The organism is Chryseobacterium sp. Marseille-Q3244, assembly GCF_940807095.1.
Classification (GTDB): domain Bacteria; phylum Bacteroidota; class Bacteroidia; order Flavobacteriales; family Weeksellaceae; genus Chryseobacterium.
In genome coordinates this window covers 56,112-71,877 of sequence record NZ_CALNWX010000002.1, presented here as the reverse complement: position 1 = coordinate 71,877, position 15,766 = coordinate 56,112, and the positions used below count along the sequence as shown (strand labels likewise).

Below are 15,766 nucleotides of genomic sequence, written 5' to 3'. Positions count from 1 at the left end.
ACAAAATTTAACGCTTCTTTAAATAACCTGAATCTGAAATTTCACATAATATGCAATACATTAGAAAACAAGCGTTTATAAACCAATTAAGCTCCTCATCCATATCATAATACTTCTCGGTTCTTACTTTTTCAATTGACTTGTGTCTTGTTTTTCGACATTTTATTTAGAACAAACTCATGAATCAAGAAAAATATCAACTTGAAAAACTAAAATTTATCATAATTTCAAATTATTAATATAAGCATATTGTTATTCTCTGATTTTAGAATTATTTTTGCAAAAAATTTACACAACAAATGAACAACGAAAAAAAATTCATTATTCTATTGAAAATAAAACGGTTAAAAAACCATCATCTGCACCTTCAATCACAAAATTCTTACTATAAATAATCAGTTTTTGTTTCACGGAAGAATGTTTTAAAAAGAATGGACAAAACCTATCTGATTAAAACACAATGTTAGTTTATGAAAAATTAACATATATTTATTAAAAATATTCGTATTTTTATATAGTATTAATATCATATTTCATGAAACACTTTAAAATCACTTATCACTATGAAAAAATTATTAACAACACTCCTTTTGGGATTGGCAATTCTTTCCTCAACAGCGTGTAAACACCCCGGAAAAGAAGCTGAAACTGTTACCACTGCTGTTCCCGAAAATACAGATGACATTTCAAAAAATGTATATGTTGACAGCTATGGAGAAAAAATAGAAGTTACTATAAACCGGACTAAAAATACAGCAACGGTACATTTAAACGGTAAAACTTATGACCTTAAAAAAAGTGAAGCTTTACCAGACTATACCGCCTCAAATGAAGAGTACCAATACTCTGAAATTAAAGGTAATATCACTTTTTTAAAGAAGAATGTAGATATGGTGCTCTTCCATCTTAAACAGGCAAAAAAAGAGTCTGGTCCGGCAAAAATGGCATCGTATTAGCTTATGTACAAACAGAAAATTTAAAATTAAAATTTATGAAAAGCTTGTATTACTATTTATCCGCTCTTTTCCTGACTGTATTTCTTGTTTCTTGCCAGACACAAACTGCACAGAAACCTACAACAGATATTACTGGAAAAAAATGGAAATTAACTGAGCTTAACGGTCAACCGATTGCATTAAAGAACCCAAAAAATAATCCTTATTTCAAACTTGATATGAATGGGATGAAATATGAAGGTCACGCAGGATGTAACGGATTAGGAGGAACTTTTGAGATCAAACAGGATGTGATGAGAATCAAATTCAACCAAGGGATGTCTACCATGATGGCTTGTGAGGATCTTGATATCGAAAATCAGTTTACAAAAGCAATCCTTGCCGCTGATAATTACTCTGTTAATGGAAATACATTAACTTTAAATAAAGCGAGAATGGCACCTTTAGCTAAATTCATTCTTGAATAAGAAAAAAATAATTAGATTTAATATAAAAAGACGTCCTTGTATGGGGACGTCTTTTTTACTTTTTATGATATATTATATAGGAAACCAAAAGGCAAATATTTACCAAAACAGCAAATGAATTTGATAAAATAATAGGAAGTTCATCTTTTACAAAGCCATACCATACCCATAAAGATAATCCGGAAATAAGAACCAAAAGCATAAGCAGGGAAATATCTTCAACATTTTTCTCCCGAATCACTTTTACAAGCTGTGGAATCATGGATATGGAAGTAAGAACTCCTGCAATAATCCCTAATAGATTTTCATTCATATAGTATCGCCTTTAAGATTACATTTGATAAAAGTTATTTATTAAATCTATTTAATGAAACTTCTTCATCTAGGGGAATATCTTCTTCAATAAAACGGAAAAGATCTCTTGAGAAATAACATCCGTTCAGAATTCCTCTTGCTCCCAGTCCATTGAAAACATACAAATTACTATAGACTTCATGTCTTCCAATAATGGGTCTCCTATCCTTTACCGTAGGTCTGAAACCAAAATTGATCTCCTTCACTTCAAAATCATAAGGATAGAATTCTGACAACCCATTGATTAACTGATTAACGGCTGATTCATCAATATGATGGTGAAGCTGCTCCCGGTCATAAGTTCCACCATAGAAATAAAGTCCATTTCCAGTTGGGAAAAGGAAATGCTTCTTTTTAATGGTTATATTTTCCGGAATAGGCTGAGAGAGCTCAACTTTTATGTGATGTCCTTTATTCGGGTTCACCGTAATTTCTGAAAAGTAAGGATTCTCCTTCACTCCCATTCCTTCACAGAAAATAATATTTTTAAAATTAAAATCTTTATACGTTGATTCTGATGGATTCAATTTGGCATATTCAAACTTTTCACTGATAAGAAAATTATTTTTTTCAAAATAATTGAATAAACCTGCGAAAAATCCATTAACATTTAATCTAGCAGACTGGTTTACCTTTCCGGAGAGAAAGTCGTTTTTTACTACATTTAAAGACTCAAAATTTTCATCCAAAAAGTTCGAAAGTTCTTCGTTTCCCGATTTTTTGAGCCAAAGCTTCTGTTCATTTTCATCATGAAAGATTCTATGAATAGATGCATCGATTAAATAATTTTCTCCTGTATAGGATTCTATTTCTTTAAGGCTGCTTTTCAGGAAGTCAATTTGCTCCTGAGCTTTCCAGAATGTGGTAAACTTTTTAAGAACCACAGGATTAATTATGCCCGCAGAAACCTGTGAAGCGTTTTTTCTTCCCTCGGAAAAGATCACGAAGGATTTATTATTTTTAATCAGCTGATGAGCTAAAAAAAGCCCTGCATATCCATCTCCTACAATAATATAATCTACACTTTTCATATGAGAAATTTCATTTATTTAAAGGTTCTATGTAATCGCCTATATCATTAATTATTGATTAGCAATAAACAAAGGGCGATTTCATAATAAAAAAAACCTGAGTAAAAATACTCAGGTTTTGTATAAATATCAAGTGAAATTTAGTAATTCCACATATCATTTTCCATTTCTAGAATCTGCGACTTGATTCTGTCGCTTTCTTCTAACTGATCATCAGCATCTTTAGGGATATAATCTTTAATGGTACCATCTCCTAAACCGCTTGAAGATTTATAAATTACAGAAGAGAATCTTCTTGCATTGATAATATCATCAAAAGACAAGTCTGCAGAAGAGTTTTTTCTGTTGTAAACATAATTGTTTGCTAAAACATCTCTTGCATTAGGATAGAAAATCCAGAATAGGTCGATAAGATCATCATTGCTTGCAATTGGCTTACCGTCTGGTCCTATAACTCCTTGTACTGCAGGATCTGGTCCCATTGCTGCAATACCAAGAGGTCTGTATTTCATCTGTCCGTCTCTCTTATCTACGAACCACATTCCCATGATTTTAAGCACTTTTACTTTCTCAGTAGTCGTCTTAAATACGTCTGTATATTCTTTTTTCTCCTGTTCAGTTAATTGTCTTCCTGAGTTTAGAATATCAATAGCAGCATCGTTGATTCTAACGTTCTCTAATCTTTTTTGGATTCCCTCCGGTGAAAGCTTTACAGTAAAGTTTTCGTCGTCATACACCTGCTCAATTTTACCACTTAAAGCTGCATCTAACAGTAACTGGTATAGAGATCTAGTAGGTGTAGAAAGAAGACCGTCCGGATTATCATAGTAAAATGGCTGATTGATCTTATCATTCATATCGATGATTTCCCAAACAAACATACTCTTAAGGATGTCTTTGTCTTCCACAAATCCATATTCAAGAGGCTTTACTGTTTTATCAATAATAGTATCACCAACTTTTTGTTTGTTCTCCGCTCTCATCTGTCTAAACTCTTCTGGAGAAGAAGCGTTCAGAATAGTCTGGGAAAATGCAAATCCCGAAACTAATACTAAAAGGGTGCTAATATATTTTTTCATAATAAATTACAATTTTAGTCCTATTGAACATTAATAATAATAGGAGTAATGTTTTTAATCTGTTGGCCTTCCAATCCTTGAGCTGTTGCTTTAATATCAAAGATAGATACAACATCTCCTGCTCTCAGATTCTTTATTAATCCTGCTGCTTCACCTAATGTATTTCCATGAATCAATAGTGCTGCTCTACCAGGTACTCTTACCATGAACTGTGTTACATTGAACGAAACAGGGAAATCGAAGTCAGGAATAGCAGCCTGTACAGATTGGTTAGGAATAGAAGTTGCCGGCATCGACAATACATTCTGTCCTCTCATCTGACCTTGCGGTGGCGGAACATTCTTGATTCTATATTCAAATACCTGAGATACTGATTTTCCATAAGGATCTACTCCAGATAATGTCAATTTCACTGTAGTACCTGTTGAAGGTTTTACAATCCACTTACCAGGGCCTGTATTTCTTACAGAAGCTCCCGGAGCTGATAATGAAAGTTTAGAATTATCTGCACCTAGGATAGATCCTGATACAGGGTTTTCTAATCCTCTATACATTACGTTCATTTTATCAGCAGAAAGTAATAATCCTTTTTCAAGTTTTACTTCTCTAGGTCCAGCAATTACATTATAAGTATGCGTCCAAGGGAAAGACTGTGGCTTACCTGAAGCATCTGTTAATGTAATCGTTCCAGCTAGTTTATGTTCTCCGATACCTGCTCCTGAAATAGGAATGATACCTTTACCATTTTCTTGCTTGCTAACTCCAGAAATGCTAATCTTATTACTATTAGAATAAGTACCTAACATTACTTTTACTTCAGCCTGCTTACCAGCCTGAATATCTGTAGGTCCTGAAACAATTGGTTCGTAGCTTGTAAACTTGATACTAGCATCTACTTTCTCCTGAAGCATTAATGCTAATGCATCAGATTGTACATTTCTGGCATCATTTTGGATAATTTCCAAATTAGATATCGCAGCAATAAGTGGCTGATGATAAAATTTATTTTGGAACCAAGTTTTCTCATTCGGAGATTTTCCTTTAGGATATTCCGCGATAAGAGATTTGTTGGCTCTATCTACTAAATCTTTAAGCTGTTCATTATTACCAAAAGTAGCATTAATGTAATTTCTGACATCATCAATTTTTGCTTTAAGATCTAATGCATTTTTTGATGGTGAATTTTCATCTCCTTCTTTAAAGAAATATTCCGTAGTAGCTTCATTGTTATTTAATGCAGCAAAGTTTTCACTTACGTCAATCTCTTTTCCGGTTTTAGGATCTTTATCATGAAATTCTGATTGCTTTTTCAGTAAATCCTTGATATCCTGAGCATGTTTTACTAACGCATCAATCTTGGTTTTCAAAGATTTATAATCTTCCCAAGGTTTTGAGTAAGTATCCGGAACCTGCTGAGCTTTAGCTTCCAGCGTTTTTTCAAAAATCTTTTCGTTCTTTCTTTCTGTTAAAGTTCTGGTTTCATTTAATGCTCTTGTAGAGTCATAATATGATCTGATGATTTCTGCATCAATGTTTAGGGCCATCATCGCGATGAACACCAGATACATCAGGTTGATCATCTTCTGACGAGGGGTCTGTTTTCCTTGTGCCATTCTCTTTTCTTTGTTTTTTGATTAAATAGTTTAAGTTCAGAAATGGTTAGGAATTAAGACTTCATAGCAGTTAGCATACCACCATAAACTCTATTTAAGTTATTAAGATTAGATGTTAAACCTTGTAGCTCTTGGTTGAATTTTTCAGAATGTTCAACAGATTTCTGCATATCAGAAACATATTTAGTAGCAAATTCTGCTTGTTTCTTACCGCTTTCCAACTGCATTGCATATAATGCATTCATACTTTCCATATGCTGAGCAGCCTTGTTCAACTGATCGTTATATTTATGAGTAGAAGCAGAAACGTCAACAGTCTGGTTGATTTGATCTACAGAACTTGAAAACTTGTCAATTCCAGTTCTTAGTCTCTCAAATAATTGAACATCTAGTCTAGCGTCTTCAAGCATTTTATCCAATTTAGTAGAAAGAGAGTTTTCTAATTCTGCGAATTGGTTACCTGTATTTCTAGTAGTTACATTTGAGTGTAATGGGTTTGGGTTCGCATGTTTATCTAATAATTCAGGGTAAACATTTTCCCAAGCATAAGACTCTTCAGTTTTTGGAGGGTCGAAAGCGAAGATAATAAAGATAATCGCTTCTGTAATAAGCCCTACAGTAAGTGCTATATTACCGTTAATTGGTCCCAGGGTTATGTGAGTAATTTTAAGCCAAGCTCCAAGAATTACAATTGCAGCACCGAATGAATAGAAGAAATTCATCCAAGCATCTTTCGTCTTAAACATATTGAGTTAGTTTTTTTAATGTTAAATAAAATTGTATTGAAAAATAATTGTTTTGGTTTATTATCTGTTAACTCTTCTTGGCTTAACAGCTGCTTCAGGAATGTCCTGTACAGTTCTAAATCCGATATAGCTTCTTGCTGAATCTTTTCTCTCCCAGTCTCTTGCACCCGTCATTAACGCATATCCTATATCTTTCCAAGATCCACCTCTTACAGATTTTTTAGTATCCTTTTTATCTTTAGTAGAAGGATTTAGTGTAGAAGAGAATCCATAAGAAGAGTTGTTATATGCAGATTCTGTCCATTCAGAAACATTTCCAGCCATATCAAATAACCCAAATCCATTTTTCTTAAATTTCTTAACTGGAGCTGTATATGTATAAGTACCTTTTTTCTCGTCTTCCATATAGTTACCTCTCTTAGGTTTGAAGTTAGCTAAATAGCAACCTCTGTCATCCATTAAGTATGGACCTCCCCAAGGGTAAGTGGCATTTTGCATACCGCCTCTTGCAGCATATTCCCATTCGATTTCTGTTGGAAGACGGAACTGCAATGGTCTTTGTTTTTTTCTTTTTAGACTTTCGTTGTAATCAGTTTTCAATTTAGATCTGAAGTTACAATAAGCTCTCGCCTGATCCCATGTTACACCTACTACAGGATAGTTTTTGTAAGCCTTGTGCCAGAAATATTGTTCAAATAATGGCTCATTGTAAGCAAAGTGGAAATCTTTTACCCAAACCGTAGTATCGGGATAAATCGCGATACTTTGGCTTTTCAGGTAATTGGCTCCTCTTTCGTTATCTGCAAGCGCTGCATCCATATCTCCCCAACGGTACGTATACTTCAACTTACTTACATCTAAAATTCTTTCGTTTCCAATTCTTGAAGAAGCAGGCAAATACATAGATTCCAGAACTTCTGCGTACTCTACATCCGGGTATTTTGAAGTACTCCAGTGTAAAGGAATTTTCCAGTCTAATCTTTTGCTAGCATCATAGGTTCCGTCTTCACGGCCCCCCTGACCTTCCATATATTCTTGATAAGGTGTTAAATTTTCTTCTTTTTTAGCAAGGTATGCATAATCTCCTATGCTTGCTCCTCTACGACCACCTTCATCACCACCTTCTCCGGCAGCTTCAGCGAGTAGAGTTCTTGCGATAGAATCTCTTACATAGTTGATAAATACCCTGTATTCTGCATTGGTAGTTTCTGCTTCATCCATGAAGAAAGAAGAAACAGTAACTGTCTTCAATGATGCTTTTTCAGGTGTATTTGTTGGATCCTGGTCTGCTAAACCAGCAACAAATGAACCTGCAGGAATTGCAACCATTCCGTATGGTCGTTCCGCAACAAATGATTTCGTTTTTTCTCTTGGTATCAATTCTCCTTTTGTTCCTGGCTTCCCTACAGAAGAGCTGCCACCACCTGAACAAGATACCGATGCTACCGACGCAGACAATAATAAAAGAAATATCCTTTTCATGTTAATTTTTATAATTAAGCCGTAAATATATAATTTTTTTAAGAAACTTTTAAGATTTTTTTTGAAATAACGGAAGAAATCTAAATTTATTTTATTTACAACTAATTTTTATTCCACAGTTACAGATTTTGCCAAATTTCTCGGCTGATCTACGTTCGCTCCTCTATATACTGCAATATAATAAGCAAGCAGTTGTAACGGTACTGACGCTACAATTGGAGAGAAACATTCTGAGGTTTCAGGAATTTCAATAACGTAATCTGCCATTTCGCTAACCTGACGGTCACCTTTATTAACAACAGCTATAACTTTTCCTTTTCTTGCTTTGATTTCCTGAACATTACTTACAATTTTATCATAGTGTCCTTTTTTAGGAGCTATAATAACAATTGGCATATTTTCATCAATCAGAGCGATTGGTCCGTGCTTCATTTCTGCAGCTGGATACCCTTCTGCATGGATATAAGAAATTTCTTTTAATTTCAAAGCTCCTTCCAGGGCAGCTGGATAATTGTATCCTCTTCCTAAATAAAGGAAGTTGGTAGCCTTTACAAAATCTTTTGCAATATTTTGAGTCAGCTCATGAGTAGTACTTAATACTTCTTCAATCTTTTTAGGAATAGCATCAAGCTCAGCAATTAAACTCATAAACTCAGCATTTCCTAAATTTCCATTATGCTTACCTAATTTAAATGCAATTAAAGTAAGAATAGTAAGCTGTGCTGTAAATGCTTTTGTAGAAGCCACACCAATTTCCGGACCTGCATGGGTGTAAGAACCGGCATCTGTAATTCTTGCAATAGATGAATCTACTACATTACATATACCATATATAAATGCTCCTTTTTCTTTTGCTAATTTTAAAGCAGCCATTGTGTCTGCTGTTTCTCCAGATTGAGAAATTGCTATAACAACATCTTTATCCGTAATGATAGGGTTTCTGTATCTGAATTCTGAAGCATATTCTACCTCTACCGGAATTCTTGCATATTCTTCAATAAGGTATTCTCCGATAAGACCTGCATGCCATGAAGTTCCACAAGCAATGATAATTATTCTATTAGCATTTTTGAACTTTTCTACATGATCCCAGATTCCAGCCATTTTGATAACTCCCTCATCAACAAGAAGTCTTCCTCTCATTGTATCATGAATAGACTTAGGCTGTTCAAAGATTTCTTTTAACATGAAATGCTCATATCCGCCTTTTTCAATTTGCTCTAAGCTTAATTTAAGCTCCTGGATTTCAGGTTCAATCTTAGAGTTGTCATTAATTGTTCTGATATCTACTCCATTTTCTAATGAAATGGTAGCCATGTGGCCTTCTTCAAGGTAAATAGCTTCTTTTGTAAACTCTACAAAAGGAGAAGCATCAGAAGCAATGAAATATTCTTTTTCACCAAGTCCGATCGCTAAAGGAGATCCTAATCTTCCTACAACCAACACTCCAGGATAATCTTCATGAAGTACTGTTATAGCATATGCTCCATACACTTCATTTAAAGCATATCTCACAGCTGCCGGGAAATCAATTTCCGGATTAAGGTCCATAAAATACTGTACAAGATTCACCAATACTTCTGTATCTGTTTCTGATTTGAAAGTAAATCCTTTTTCAGTAAGCATCGTTTTAATGGTATCATAATTTTCAATAATACCATTGTGTACTAGAGCTATTTTTCCATTATTTGACAAATGCGGGTGAGAATTTCTGTCGCTTGGAACTCCATGGGTAGCCCAACGAGTATGCCCCATACCAATATTGGCCGTTCCTTTTAATTGCTTGGAAATATTCACCAAATCTTCCACCTTACCTTTTGTTTTTTCTACTTCAAACTTATTGTTTGAACCTTCCAAAACTATTCCAGCACTATCATACCCTCTGTATTCCAGTCTTCTAAGACCATTAATTACGATCTCATAAGCATCCTGAAAACCTGTATATCCTACTATTCCGCACATATTTATTTTGTCTTATGTTTATTGTGTTTTATTTATTAGCTGTTGAATAAGTAACTACCAGCTTAACTCTATTTTTATCATTACTAGGATCACTTCCTATCAGTACTACTCTGTTCATATCAGTAGCTCTGGTAGTATATCTTGCTCCATATGGTATTCCACTGTTAGATGGGTTTTTCACAAACGCTCCTAGGTTAATCAATAAAGGATCATTGATTGCCAAAGTAGTAGTACCGTCTTTACCTTCAACAATATTTTTAATCGTTTTTGTGACTACAAATTCATAATACTCAGGAGTATCGCCATTCTTCGCATTATAATAATACATTGGGAATCCGGCATTCATATCTGCTGTATACACAAGGTTTGCATAATCAATTGTACCATCTTGTTTATAGGGAAGCGGAACAAGTGTAAATTTACGGTTTGCCGCTACAGATTGAGCATTAACAAATGTATTATCCATATCTACATATACTCTGATTTTAGCTCCTATAATACCAGCTTTATCATTTTTAAACTTATCTTTCAAGCCATTAATAACATCATCTGGAATTTTCACCCCCATAGAAGGTCCTCCCATTCCCTGAAGGAAAATTCTAGAATCACCATTTTTCGTAAATGTAGGTATTGCCGTTCCAAGAGCAGAATTGCTTCTATCATATGCATATTGTCCGAGATGAACATTTTTATTTCCAAGATCAAACTCAAGTTTTAATGGTGTTCTAGTTGTAGTACCATTCGTCGTTATATCAGATTTATAATACATAATAATCTGCATATCATTAGGGGAAAACTGGAAAAGATAACCATCATTTTCTTCCACTGAAAGTTTGATTCCATTAAAATATCTTGTAAAGTTCGCTGCATCCTGAAGGACAGGTTTTCCTTTTTGATCAAGAATCTTCTGCTGGAAGAAAGTTTTATCCAGGTTTATTCTAAAGCCTAACTTACCATCAAATACATTAACATTATCAGATTTCCTAGTAATCGTTACAGTACTTACATTTCCGTCAAAAACTCCAGACCCAAGTAGAGCACCCGTAGTAACACCACTTGCAGTAGAACGTGTGAACTCTGTTTTGCTAGCGTCTAAGAACGAAGTAACTTCATTTACATTAATCTTCATAGACTTAAAAGCATCACCATCTTTACCGTATTTAAAAATCGGGTATGTTTTCTTCTCTATTGAAACAGCTACTTTCTCATTTCCAACAGGAAAGTCATTTTTGTCATAAGCACCAGGTGCGACTACTTTATCAGCTATATAATAAGTATCATCTGCTGTATTTGCAGGCGTTCTTACCACAAGTACCACGGAATCTACTTCTGGTTTATCTCCGAAATCAAAGGTTGCAGGTAATCTCAATTGAGTAATATAAGAAGCTTTCTGCATTCCAAATTGACCTTCTTTAAAAGCTCCAAGAACAGCTACATTAGATCCTCCAGTAGCGAGCAGTCCGGTCGCATCACTCCTGATAGAGTCATTATTATTAATATTATAGGCTATAATAGGCAATGAAAGTTCAGTACCTTTTGCAGCATCTTTATCAAAGAGTTGTTGACCAAGCGAATCCGGATCCGGTTCGCAGTTATAAAGAATTGCACTTCCGAAAACCGCCAATAGAAGCATGGCGAAAGTCCTTTTAAGAGTATGAGTCATTAAAAATGTGTTTTTTTAATAAAGTTGATTTATAGAATCTACATCAAGATACTCCGACTTTTGAGTCGCTGTTTCATTGAAAGCCTTATCAAGGTCTTCATCCAGGAATTCATCTCCTTTTACAACAGTATCTACATAGTTCATACTTTCGATAACGAAACTTTTGATCGTTGGATTATCTAACGCTTTTAATCCTGAAATATTATCAAACTTCAGCTTTTCATCGATCTTTTTATCAAGTTCAGCTTCTTTCTCATTGTATAAGGAAAGAACAATCTTTGCATCCTTGAAATAAGTATCTGATTCGTAGTAAGTTTTAAGATAAATTGGAACAAATGAAGACATCCATCCATTCAAATGAATAACATCCGGTACCCAATTGAGCTTTTTGATGGTTTCAATTACTCCTCTGGCAAAGAAAATAGCTCTTTCGTCATTATCATCGAAAGGGGTTCCTTCATCATCGAAATAATATTGTTTTCTTTTGAAGTATTCTTCATTGTCTATAAAGTAAACTTGAAGTCTTTCCCCCGGAAGAGACGCTACTTTAATGATAAGTGGCTGATCCAGGTCATTGATAATAATATTCATCCCTGAAAGACGGATCACCTCATGAAGTTGGAATTTTCTCTCACTTATTTGTCCAAATCTTGGCATAAAAACTCTTACATCATTGCCTTCATTGTGCATCTTAAGCGCCATTTTGTTTACCACAGCGGCCATATTTGTATCTTCCTGGTACGGATACATCTCTGTAGTAATATACAGTATTTTTTGATTCGGCATAAACTTTCTATCTAATTTTTGTAAAAATGCTTTAATGTGCAAAATTACAAAAAAACATCCAACATTATTTTAATTAACATTTTTTTACGAAAATTCCCTTTGGCAAATTGGTAAAAACACATTTTATTATATGATATTTTTAGTATTTTTGAATAAGTATTAAAATAAACTATGGAAGTTATAAAAAACAGAAAAATCCTTCAGGATTTCATTGAAAGACAGAAGGAAATGGGAAAAAGAATTGGCTTTGCCCCTACGATGGGAGCTCTGCACAAGGGACATCTTTCTCTGTATGAAGAAGCAAAAAAGGAGAATGACCTTGTTATTTCTTCAATTTTTGTAAATCCAACTCAATTTAACAATCCTGAAGACCTTGAAAAATACCCAAGAGATATCAACAGGGATATCCTGATTTTGGAAAAATCCGGGCTTGTAGATGCTGTTTACATTCCCGAAGTTACAGATATCTATCCTGAAAAAGCAGAAAGTCAACACTATGATTTTGATGGATTGGAAAATGAAATGGAAGGAAAATCCAGACCAGGACATTTTGACGGTGTAGGAACCGTTGTAGAGGAATTATTCAGACAGATAAAGCCTGACAATGCTTATTTTGGAGAAAAAGATTTCCAACAATTGGCTATAATCAGGAAAATGGTTGATAAAAAACACCTACCCGTTAAAATACAAGGTGTTTCTATTTACAGAGCGGATAACGGCCTGGCGTTAAGCTCAAGAAACCAAAGACTTCATGAAGACCGAAAAGAAGCTTCGAAAATCATTTATGAAACTTTAAAAAAAGTAAATGACTGGTTCAGAACTGTTAGTATTCCTGAAATCAAAGAAAGAGTAACTGATATTTTTGACAATCAAAAAGGAATGCAATTGGAATACTTCCTTATTGCAGATGAAAACACCTTACAGGAAACCGATTTTTTCTATAAAGACAGAAAATTCAGAGCCTTTATTGTGGTCGTTGTAGATGGAGTGAGATTAATTGACAATATGCATTTGGATTAATACTTACTTCCAAAGGCTTTTCCTAGTAAAACATAGCTCTGATCATGTCTGGTCAGAGTTTTTCTTTAGAGTTACCTCCAAAGCATACTTTTCTTTAGGATTTTACACATAGAAATACCATCATATCATCAAAGAAATATAACCCATGCTTTATCCGTTTTAGACATTACATCTCCTTTATTATTAAATATTTTATTCAGTTAAATGCAAAAAATCAAAGGCCTCCGGAAGGAAGCCTTTGAAACACCAAATCACAAAATATTAATATGAAAAAAATTTACTTTTCAGTAAACTTGTGACCCGGCTGGGATTCGAACCCAGGACCCATACATTAAAAGTGTATTGCTCTACCAGCTGAGCTACCGAGTCGGCCACAATCAAGAATAAATATAGATAAATATTCTTAATTATAAAATTTTCTTTGCAGTGCCTGCGACTGGACTCGAACCAGCACATCCTTAGGAAACCACCCCCTCAAGATGGCGTGTCTACCAATTTCACCACGCAGGCAATAAAATTACAAGATTTGTAATATTTATTGCTAGTGACCCGGCTGGGATTCGAACCCAGGACCCATACATTAAAAGTGTATTGCTCTACCAGCTGAGCTACCGAGTCGGCCACTTCATAAACAAGTTTTCATTTAAGTAATGTCTCTTGTTTTAAGTGGTGCAAAGATATGACTTTTTTCTTTATCTCAAAACTTTTTCGCAAATTTGTTAAAAAAAAATTCATGATAATTTCACTAATTGGTTATATGGGAAGTGGCAAATCCCACATTTCCAAAATATTAAGCGATAAAATAGATTTCAAACTCATTGATCTTGATAAAGAGATTTCCAGAAGAAATAAATTAACCATTCCTGAGATTTTTGAGAAAAAAGGAGAAATTTACTTTAGAAAACTAGAAAGAGAGACCCTTGAAGAAATATTAGCTTCGGAAGAGAATGTAATATTAAGTCTCGGAGGCGGAACTCCTGTTTATTATAATAACATGGAAATCATTAATCATAATTCTAAAAGCGTTTTTTTACGAACCTCTGTAGGAACATTGGTTGAAAGACTTTCTAAACAAAAGGAAAAAAGGCCGTTAATTGCCAACATCTCTGATGAAGACCTCCCGGAATTTATTGCCAAGCATTTATTTGAAAGAAATCAATTTTACAGTAAGGCCCAGTTCACGGTTGGCACTGACGCCAGAGAACCTGAAGACATTGTCAACGAGATAATAAAAAAGCTCTATCACTAGAGCTTTTTATTTTAATCTTCATCTTCGGTTTCATTACCAGTTTCTCCGAAGAAATCATCCCAATCAGTAAAATCAGCATCAATATCATTGCCTACATAATCATCCATATCCCTTCTGTCCTTTTTTGTAGGTCTTCCCTCTCCTTTGTTTCTGTAATAATCCTGGGACATTTTACGCAGTTTCAACAATTCGTATTGTTCTTTATCAGTAACATCCTGTATATGAAGGGGAACTAATTTAGCTCCTATTCTGCTTTTAGGAATCTGCAATACTTTTATTTTATAATCAATCTGATTCTTACGAATCTTAATAACATCTCCCTCTTTTACCTCCTTAGATGATTTTACGGCAGACGTTCCTATAGAAACTCTATTCTTTTTAATCTCCTCAGCTGCAATACTTCTCGTCTTATAAAAACGAATGCTCCATAAAAATTTATCTATTCTCATATTTTTTTATACTTTTGCCGTTATATTATTTGTAAAGTAATTAAAGTTTTTTGAAATGAAAAAAATATTTTTATATATCCTTGCCGGATCTTTATGTTTTTCCGCCTGTAAAAAAGATGATGAGGTAGCTGCTTACCAGGAACCCGCAGATATTAATGTGCAAAACACGTATGATGATCAAGCTATTATGAAATTCATGGATGAGAATTATCTGGATGCACAAGGAAATATAAAAGCTTTCAGTGCCACTGATACTTCTGATGATAATGAGAAGAAATTATCACAATTGGGAGTTGAAAAGCTTCCTTCAGGAACAATTTATATCATGAGAAACGGAGCACAACCTGCCCCAGGCGAAGGCAAAGTAATTGGTACCGATGATATCATTAAAATAATGGGTAGGGCTGATTCTTACCTGGCTATTGATAACAATGGAACTTCTGTATTTTCTGCTAAGAGTCCACTTTTAAATACCATAGATGATAGCACAATTCCATTGGTTGACCCAGCTTATTACTATGCAAAGAAAAGTGTAAGAGTGAACAATGGTAGAGAAAGAGACTATTTTGAAATACCTGGTTTCAGAGAGGCACTACAGAAGTTTACCGCTTTTAAAGATTTACCAAATGAAACACCTTACAACCTTCAAGGGGTAATTATTGTACCTTCAAGAGCTGCTTTTGCTCGAAATGCTTACTATCCTTATGGTGGGTACAATTATAGAAACAAATCATTTGTTTTCAATTTCCAGATCTATGGAACTGAGACAAGACCTACCGATGATAAATAAAAACAAGCCGTCTATAAGAGACGGTTTTTTATTATCATTATTAAACTAAGGCATTATGTTTTTTCAAGAATAGGACAAAACATTTATCAAGTTTAACAGATATAAAAAAACAGATTAGA

General features: G+C 34.3%; 15 protein-coding genes and 3 tRNA genes. 5 read left to right on the top strand and 13 right to left on the bottom strand.

Annotation, left to right across the window (positions count from 1 at the left end; translation table 11 throughout):
- Positions 1 to 563 precede the first annotated feature (563 nt).
- Positions 564 to 956, top strand: coding sequence for a hypothetical protein (locus tag NBX25_RS03430; protein WP_123908845.1), 393 nt, complete (start codon positions 564 to 566; stop codon positions 954 to 956).
- Between the two features lie 35 nt (positions 957 to 991).
- A complete protein-coding gene (locus NBX25_RS03425) occupies positions 992 to 1,423 on the top strand; it encodes an META domain-containing protein (protein WP_123908846.1) in 432 nt (143 codons plus the stop codon).
- Positions 1,424 to 1,478: 55 nt separating this feature from the next.
- Here the strand turns inward: NBX25_RS03425 and NBX25_RS03420 are convergent, their stop codons facing one another.
- From NBX25_RS03420 to NBX25_RS03380, 9 genes are all read right to left on the bottom strand, one after another.
- Complete coding sequence (locus NBX25_RS03420; RefSeq protein ID WP_250252863.1) at positions 1,479 to 1,736, bottom strand: SemiSWEET transporter; 258 nt, start codon at positions 1,734 to 1,736, stop codon at positions 1,479 to 1,481.
- 34 nt (positions 1,737 to 1,770) lie between these two features.
- Positions 1,771 to 2,808: an NAD(P)/FAD-dependent oxidoreductase gene (locus tag NBX25_RS03415; protein ID WP_250252862.1), complete on the bottom strand. Its 1,038-nt coding sequence runs from the start codon at positions 2,806 to 2,808 to the stop codon at positions 1,771 to 1,773.
- Between the two features lie 140 nt (positions 2,809 to 2,948).
- The gene (gene porN, locus NBX25_RS03410; RefSeq protein WP_250252861.1) at positions 2,949 to 3,887 is read right to left on the bottom strand and encodes a type IX secretion system ring subunit PorN/GldN; all 939 of its coding nucleotides are present in this window, start codon (positions 3,885 to 3,887) and stop codon (positions 2,949 to 2,951) included.
- A gap of 20 nt (positions 3,888 to 3,907) precedes the next feature.
- Entirely contained in the window at positions 3,908 to 5,500 is a 1,593-nt protein-coding gene (gene porM, locus NBX25_RS03405; protein ID WP_250252860.1) for a type IX secretion system motor protein PorM/GldM, read from the bottom strand.
- A 53-nt stretch (positions 5,501 to 5,553) separates the two neighbouring features.
- Entirely contained in the window at positions 5,554 to 6,246 is a 693-nt protein-coding gene (gene porL, locus NBX25_RS03400) for a type IX secretion system motor protein PorL/GldL (RefSeq protein ID WP_065396532.1), read from the bottom strand.
- 60 nt (positions 6,247 to 6,306) lie between these two features.
- A complete protein-coding gene (gene porK, locus NBX25_RS03395) occupies positions 6,307 to 7,728 on the bottom strand; it encodes a T9SS ring complex lipoprotein PorK/GldK (RefSeq protein ID WP_123859180.1) in 1,422 nt (473 codons plus the stop codon).
- A 108-nt stretch (positions 7,729 to 7,836) separates the two neighbouring features.
- The gene (glmS, locus tag NBX25_RS03390) at positions 7,837 to 9,690 is read right to left on the bottom strand and encodes a glutamine--fructose-6-phosphate transaminase (isomerizing) (RefSeq protein ID WP_123908851.1); all 1,854 of its coding nucleotides are present in this window, start codon (positions 9,688 to 9,690) and stop codon (positions 7,837 to 7,839) included.
- A gap of 28 nt (positions 9,691 to 9,718) precedes the next feature.
- Positions 9,719 to 11,353: a DUF4270 family protein gene (locus NBX25_RS03385; protein WP_250252859.1), complete on the bottom strand. Its 1,635-nt coding sequence runs from the start codon at positions 11,351 to 11,353 to the stop codon at positions 9,719 to 9,721.
- A gap of 15 nt (positions 11,354 to 11,368) precedes the next feature.
- Positions 11,369 to 12,139, bottom strand: coding sequence for a glycogen/starch synthase (locus NBX25_RS03380; protein WP_089738608.1), 771 nt, complete (start codon positions 12,137 to 12,139; stop codon positions 11,369 to 11,371).
- A gap of 171 nt (positions 12,140 to 12,310) precedes the next feature.
- Between NBX25_RS03380 and panC the strand changes: the two genes are divergently transcribed.
- A complete protein-coding gene (panC, locus tag NBX25_RS03375) occupies positions 12,311 to 13,159 on the top strand; it encodes a pantoate--beta-alanine ligase (protein ID WP_123908853.1) in 849 nt (282 codons plus the stop codon).
- A gap of 296 nt (positions 13,160 to 13,455) precedes the next feature.
- On the opposite strand, the gene NBX25_RS03370 is transcribed toward panC, so the two are convergent.
- The 3 genes from NBX25_RS03370 to NBX25_RS03360 form a co-directional block, all read right to left on the bottom strand.
- Positions 13,456 to 13,528: transfer RNA gene (locus NBX25_RS03370), tRNA-Lys, on the bottom strand.
- Positions 13,529 to 13,586: 58 nt separating this feature from the next.
- A tRNA-Leu gene (locus NBX25_RS03365) sits at positions 13,587 to 13,669 on the bottom strand.
- A 35-nt stretch (positions 13,670 to 13,704) separates the two neighbouring features.
- Positions 13,705 to 13,777: transfer RNA gene (locus NBX25_RS03360), tRNA-Lys, on the bottom strand.
- A gap of 115 nt (positions 13,778 to 13,892) precedes the next feature.
- Here NBX25_RS03360 and NBX25_RS03355 point away from each other — a divergent pair.
- Positions 13,893 to 14,408, top strand: a complete 516-nt coding sequence (locus NBX25_RS03355; protein WP_250252858.1) for a shikimate kinase — start codon at positions 13,893 to 13,895, stop codon at positions 14,406 to 14,408.
- A gap of 11 nt (positions 14,409 to 14,419) precedes the next feature.
- On the opposite strand, the gene NBX25_RS03350 is transcribed toward NBX25_RS03355, so the two are convergent.
- On the bottom strand, positions 14,420 to 14,857 hold the full coding sequence (locus NBX25_RS03350) for an RNA-binding S4 domain-containing protein (RefSeq protein WP_123908855.1): 438 nt from the start codon (positions 14,855 to 14,857) through the stop codon (positions 14,420 to 14,422).
- Positions 14,858 to 14,912: 55 nt separating this feature from the next.
- Between NBX25_RS03350 and NBX25_RS03345 the strand changes: the two genes are divergently transcribed.
- The gene (locus NBX25_RS03345) at positions 14,913 to 15,647 is read left to right on the top strand and encodes a hypothetical protein (RefSeq protein ID WP_250252857.1); all 735 of its coding nucleotides are present in this window, start codon (positions 14,913 to 14,915) and stop codon (positions 15,645 to 15,647) included.
- The last annotated feature ends 119 nt before the right edge of the window (positions 15,648 to 15,766 follow it).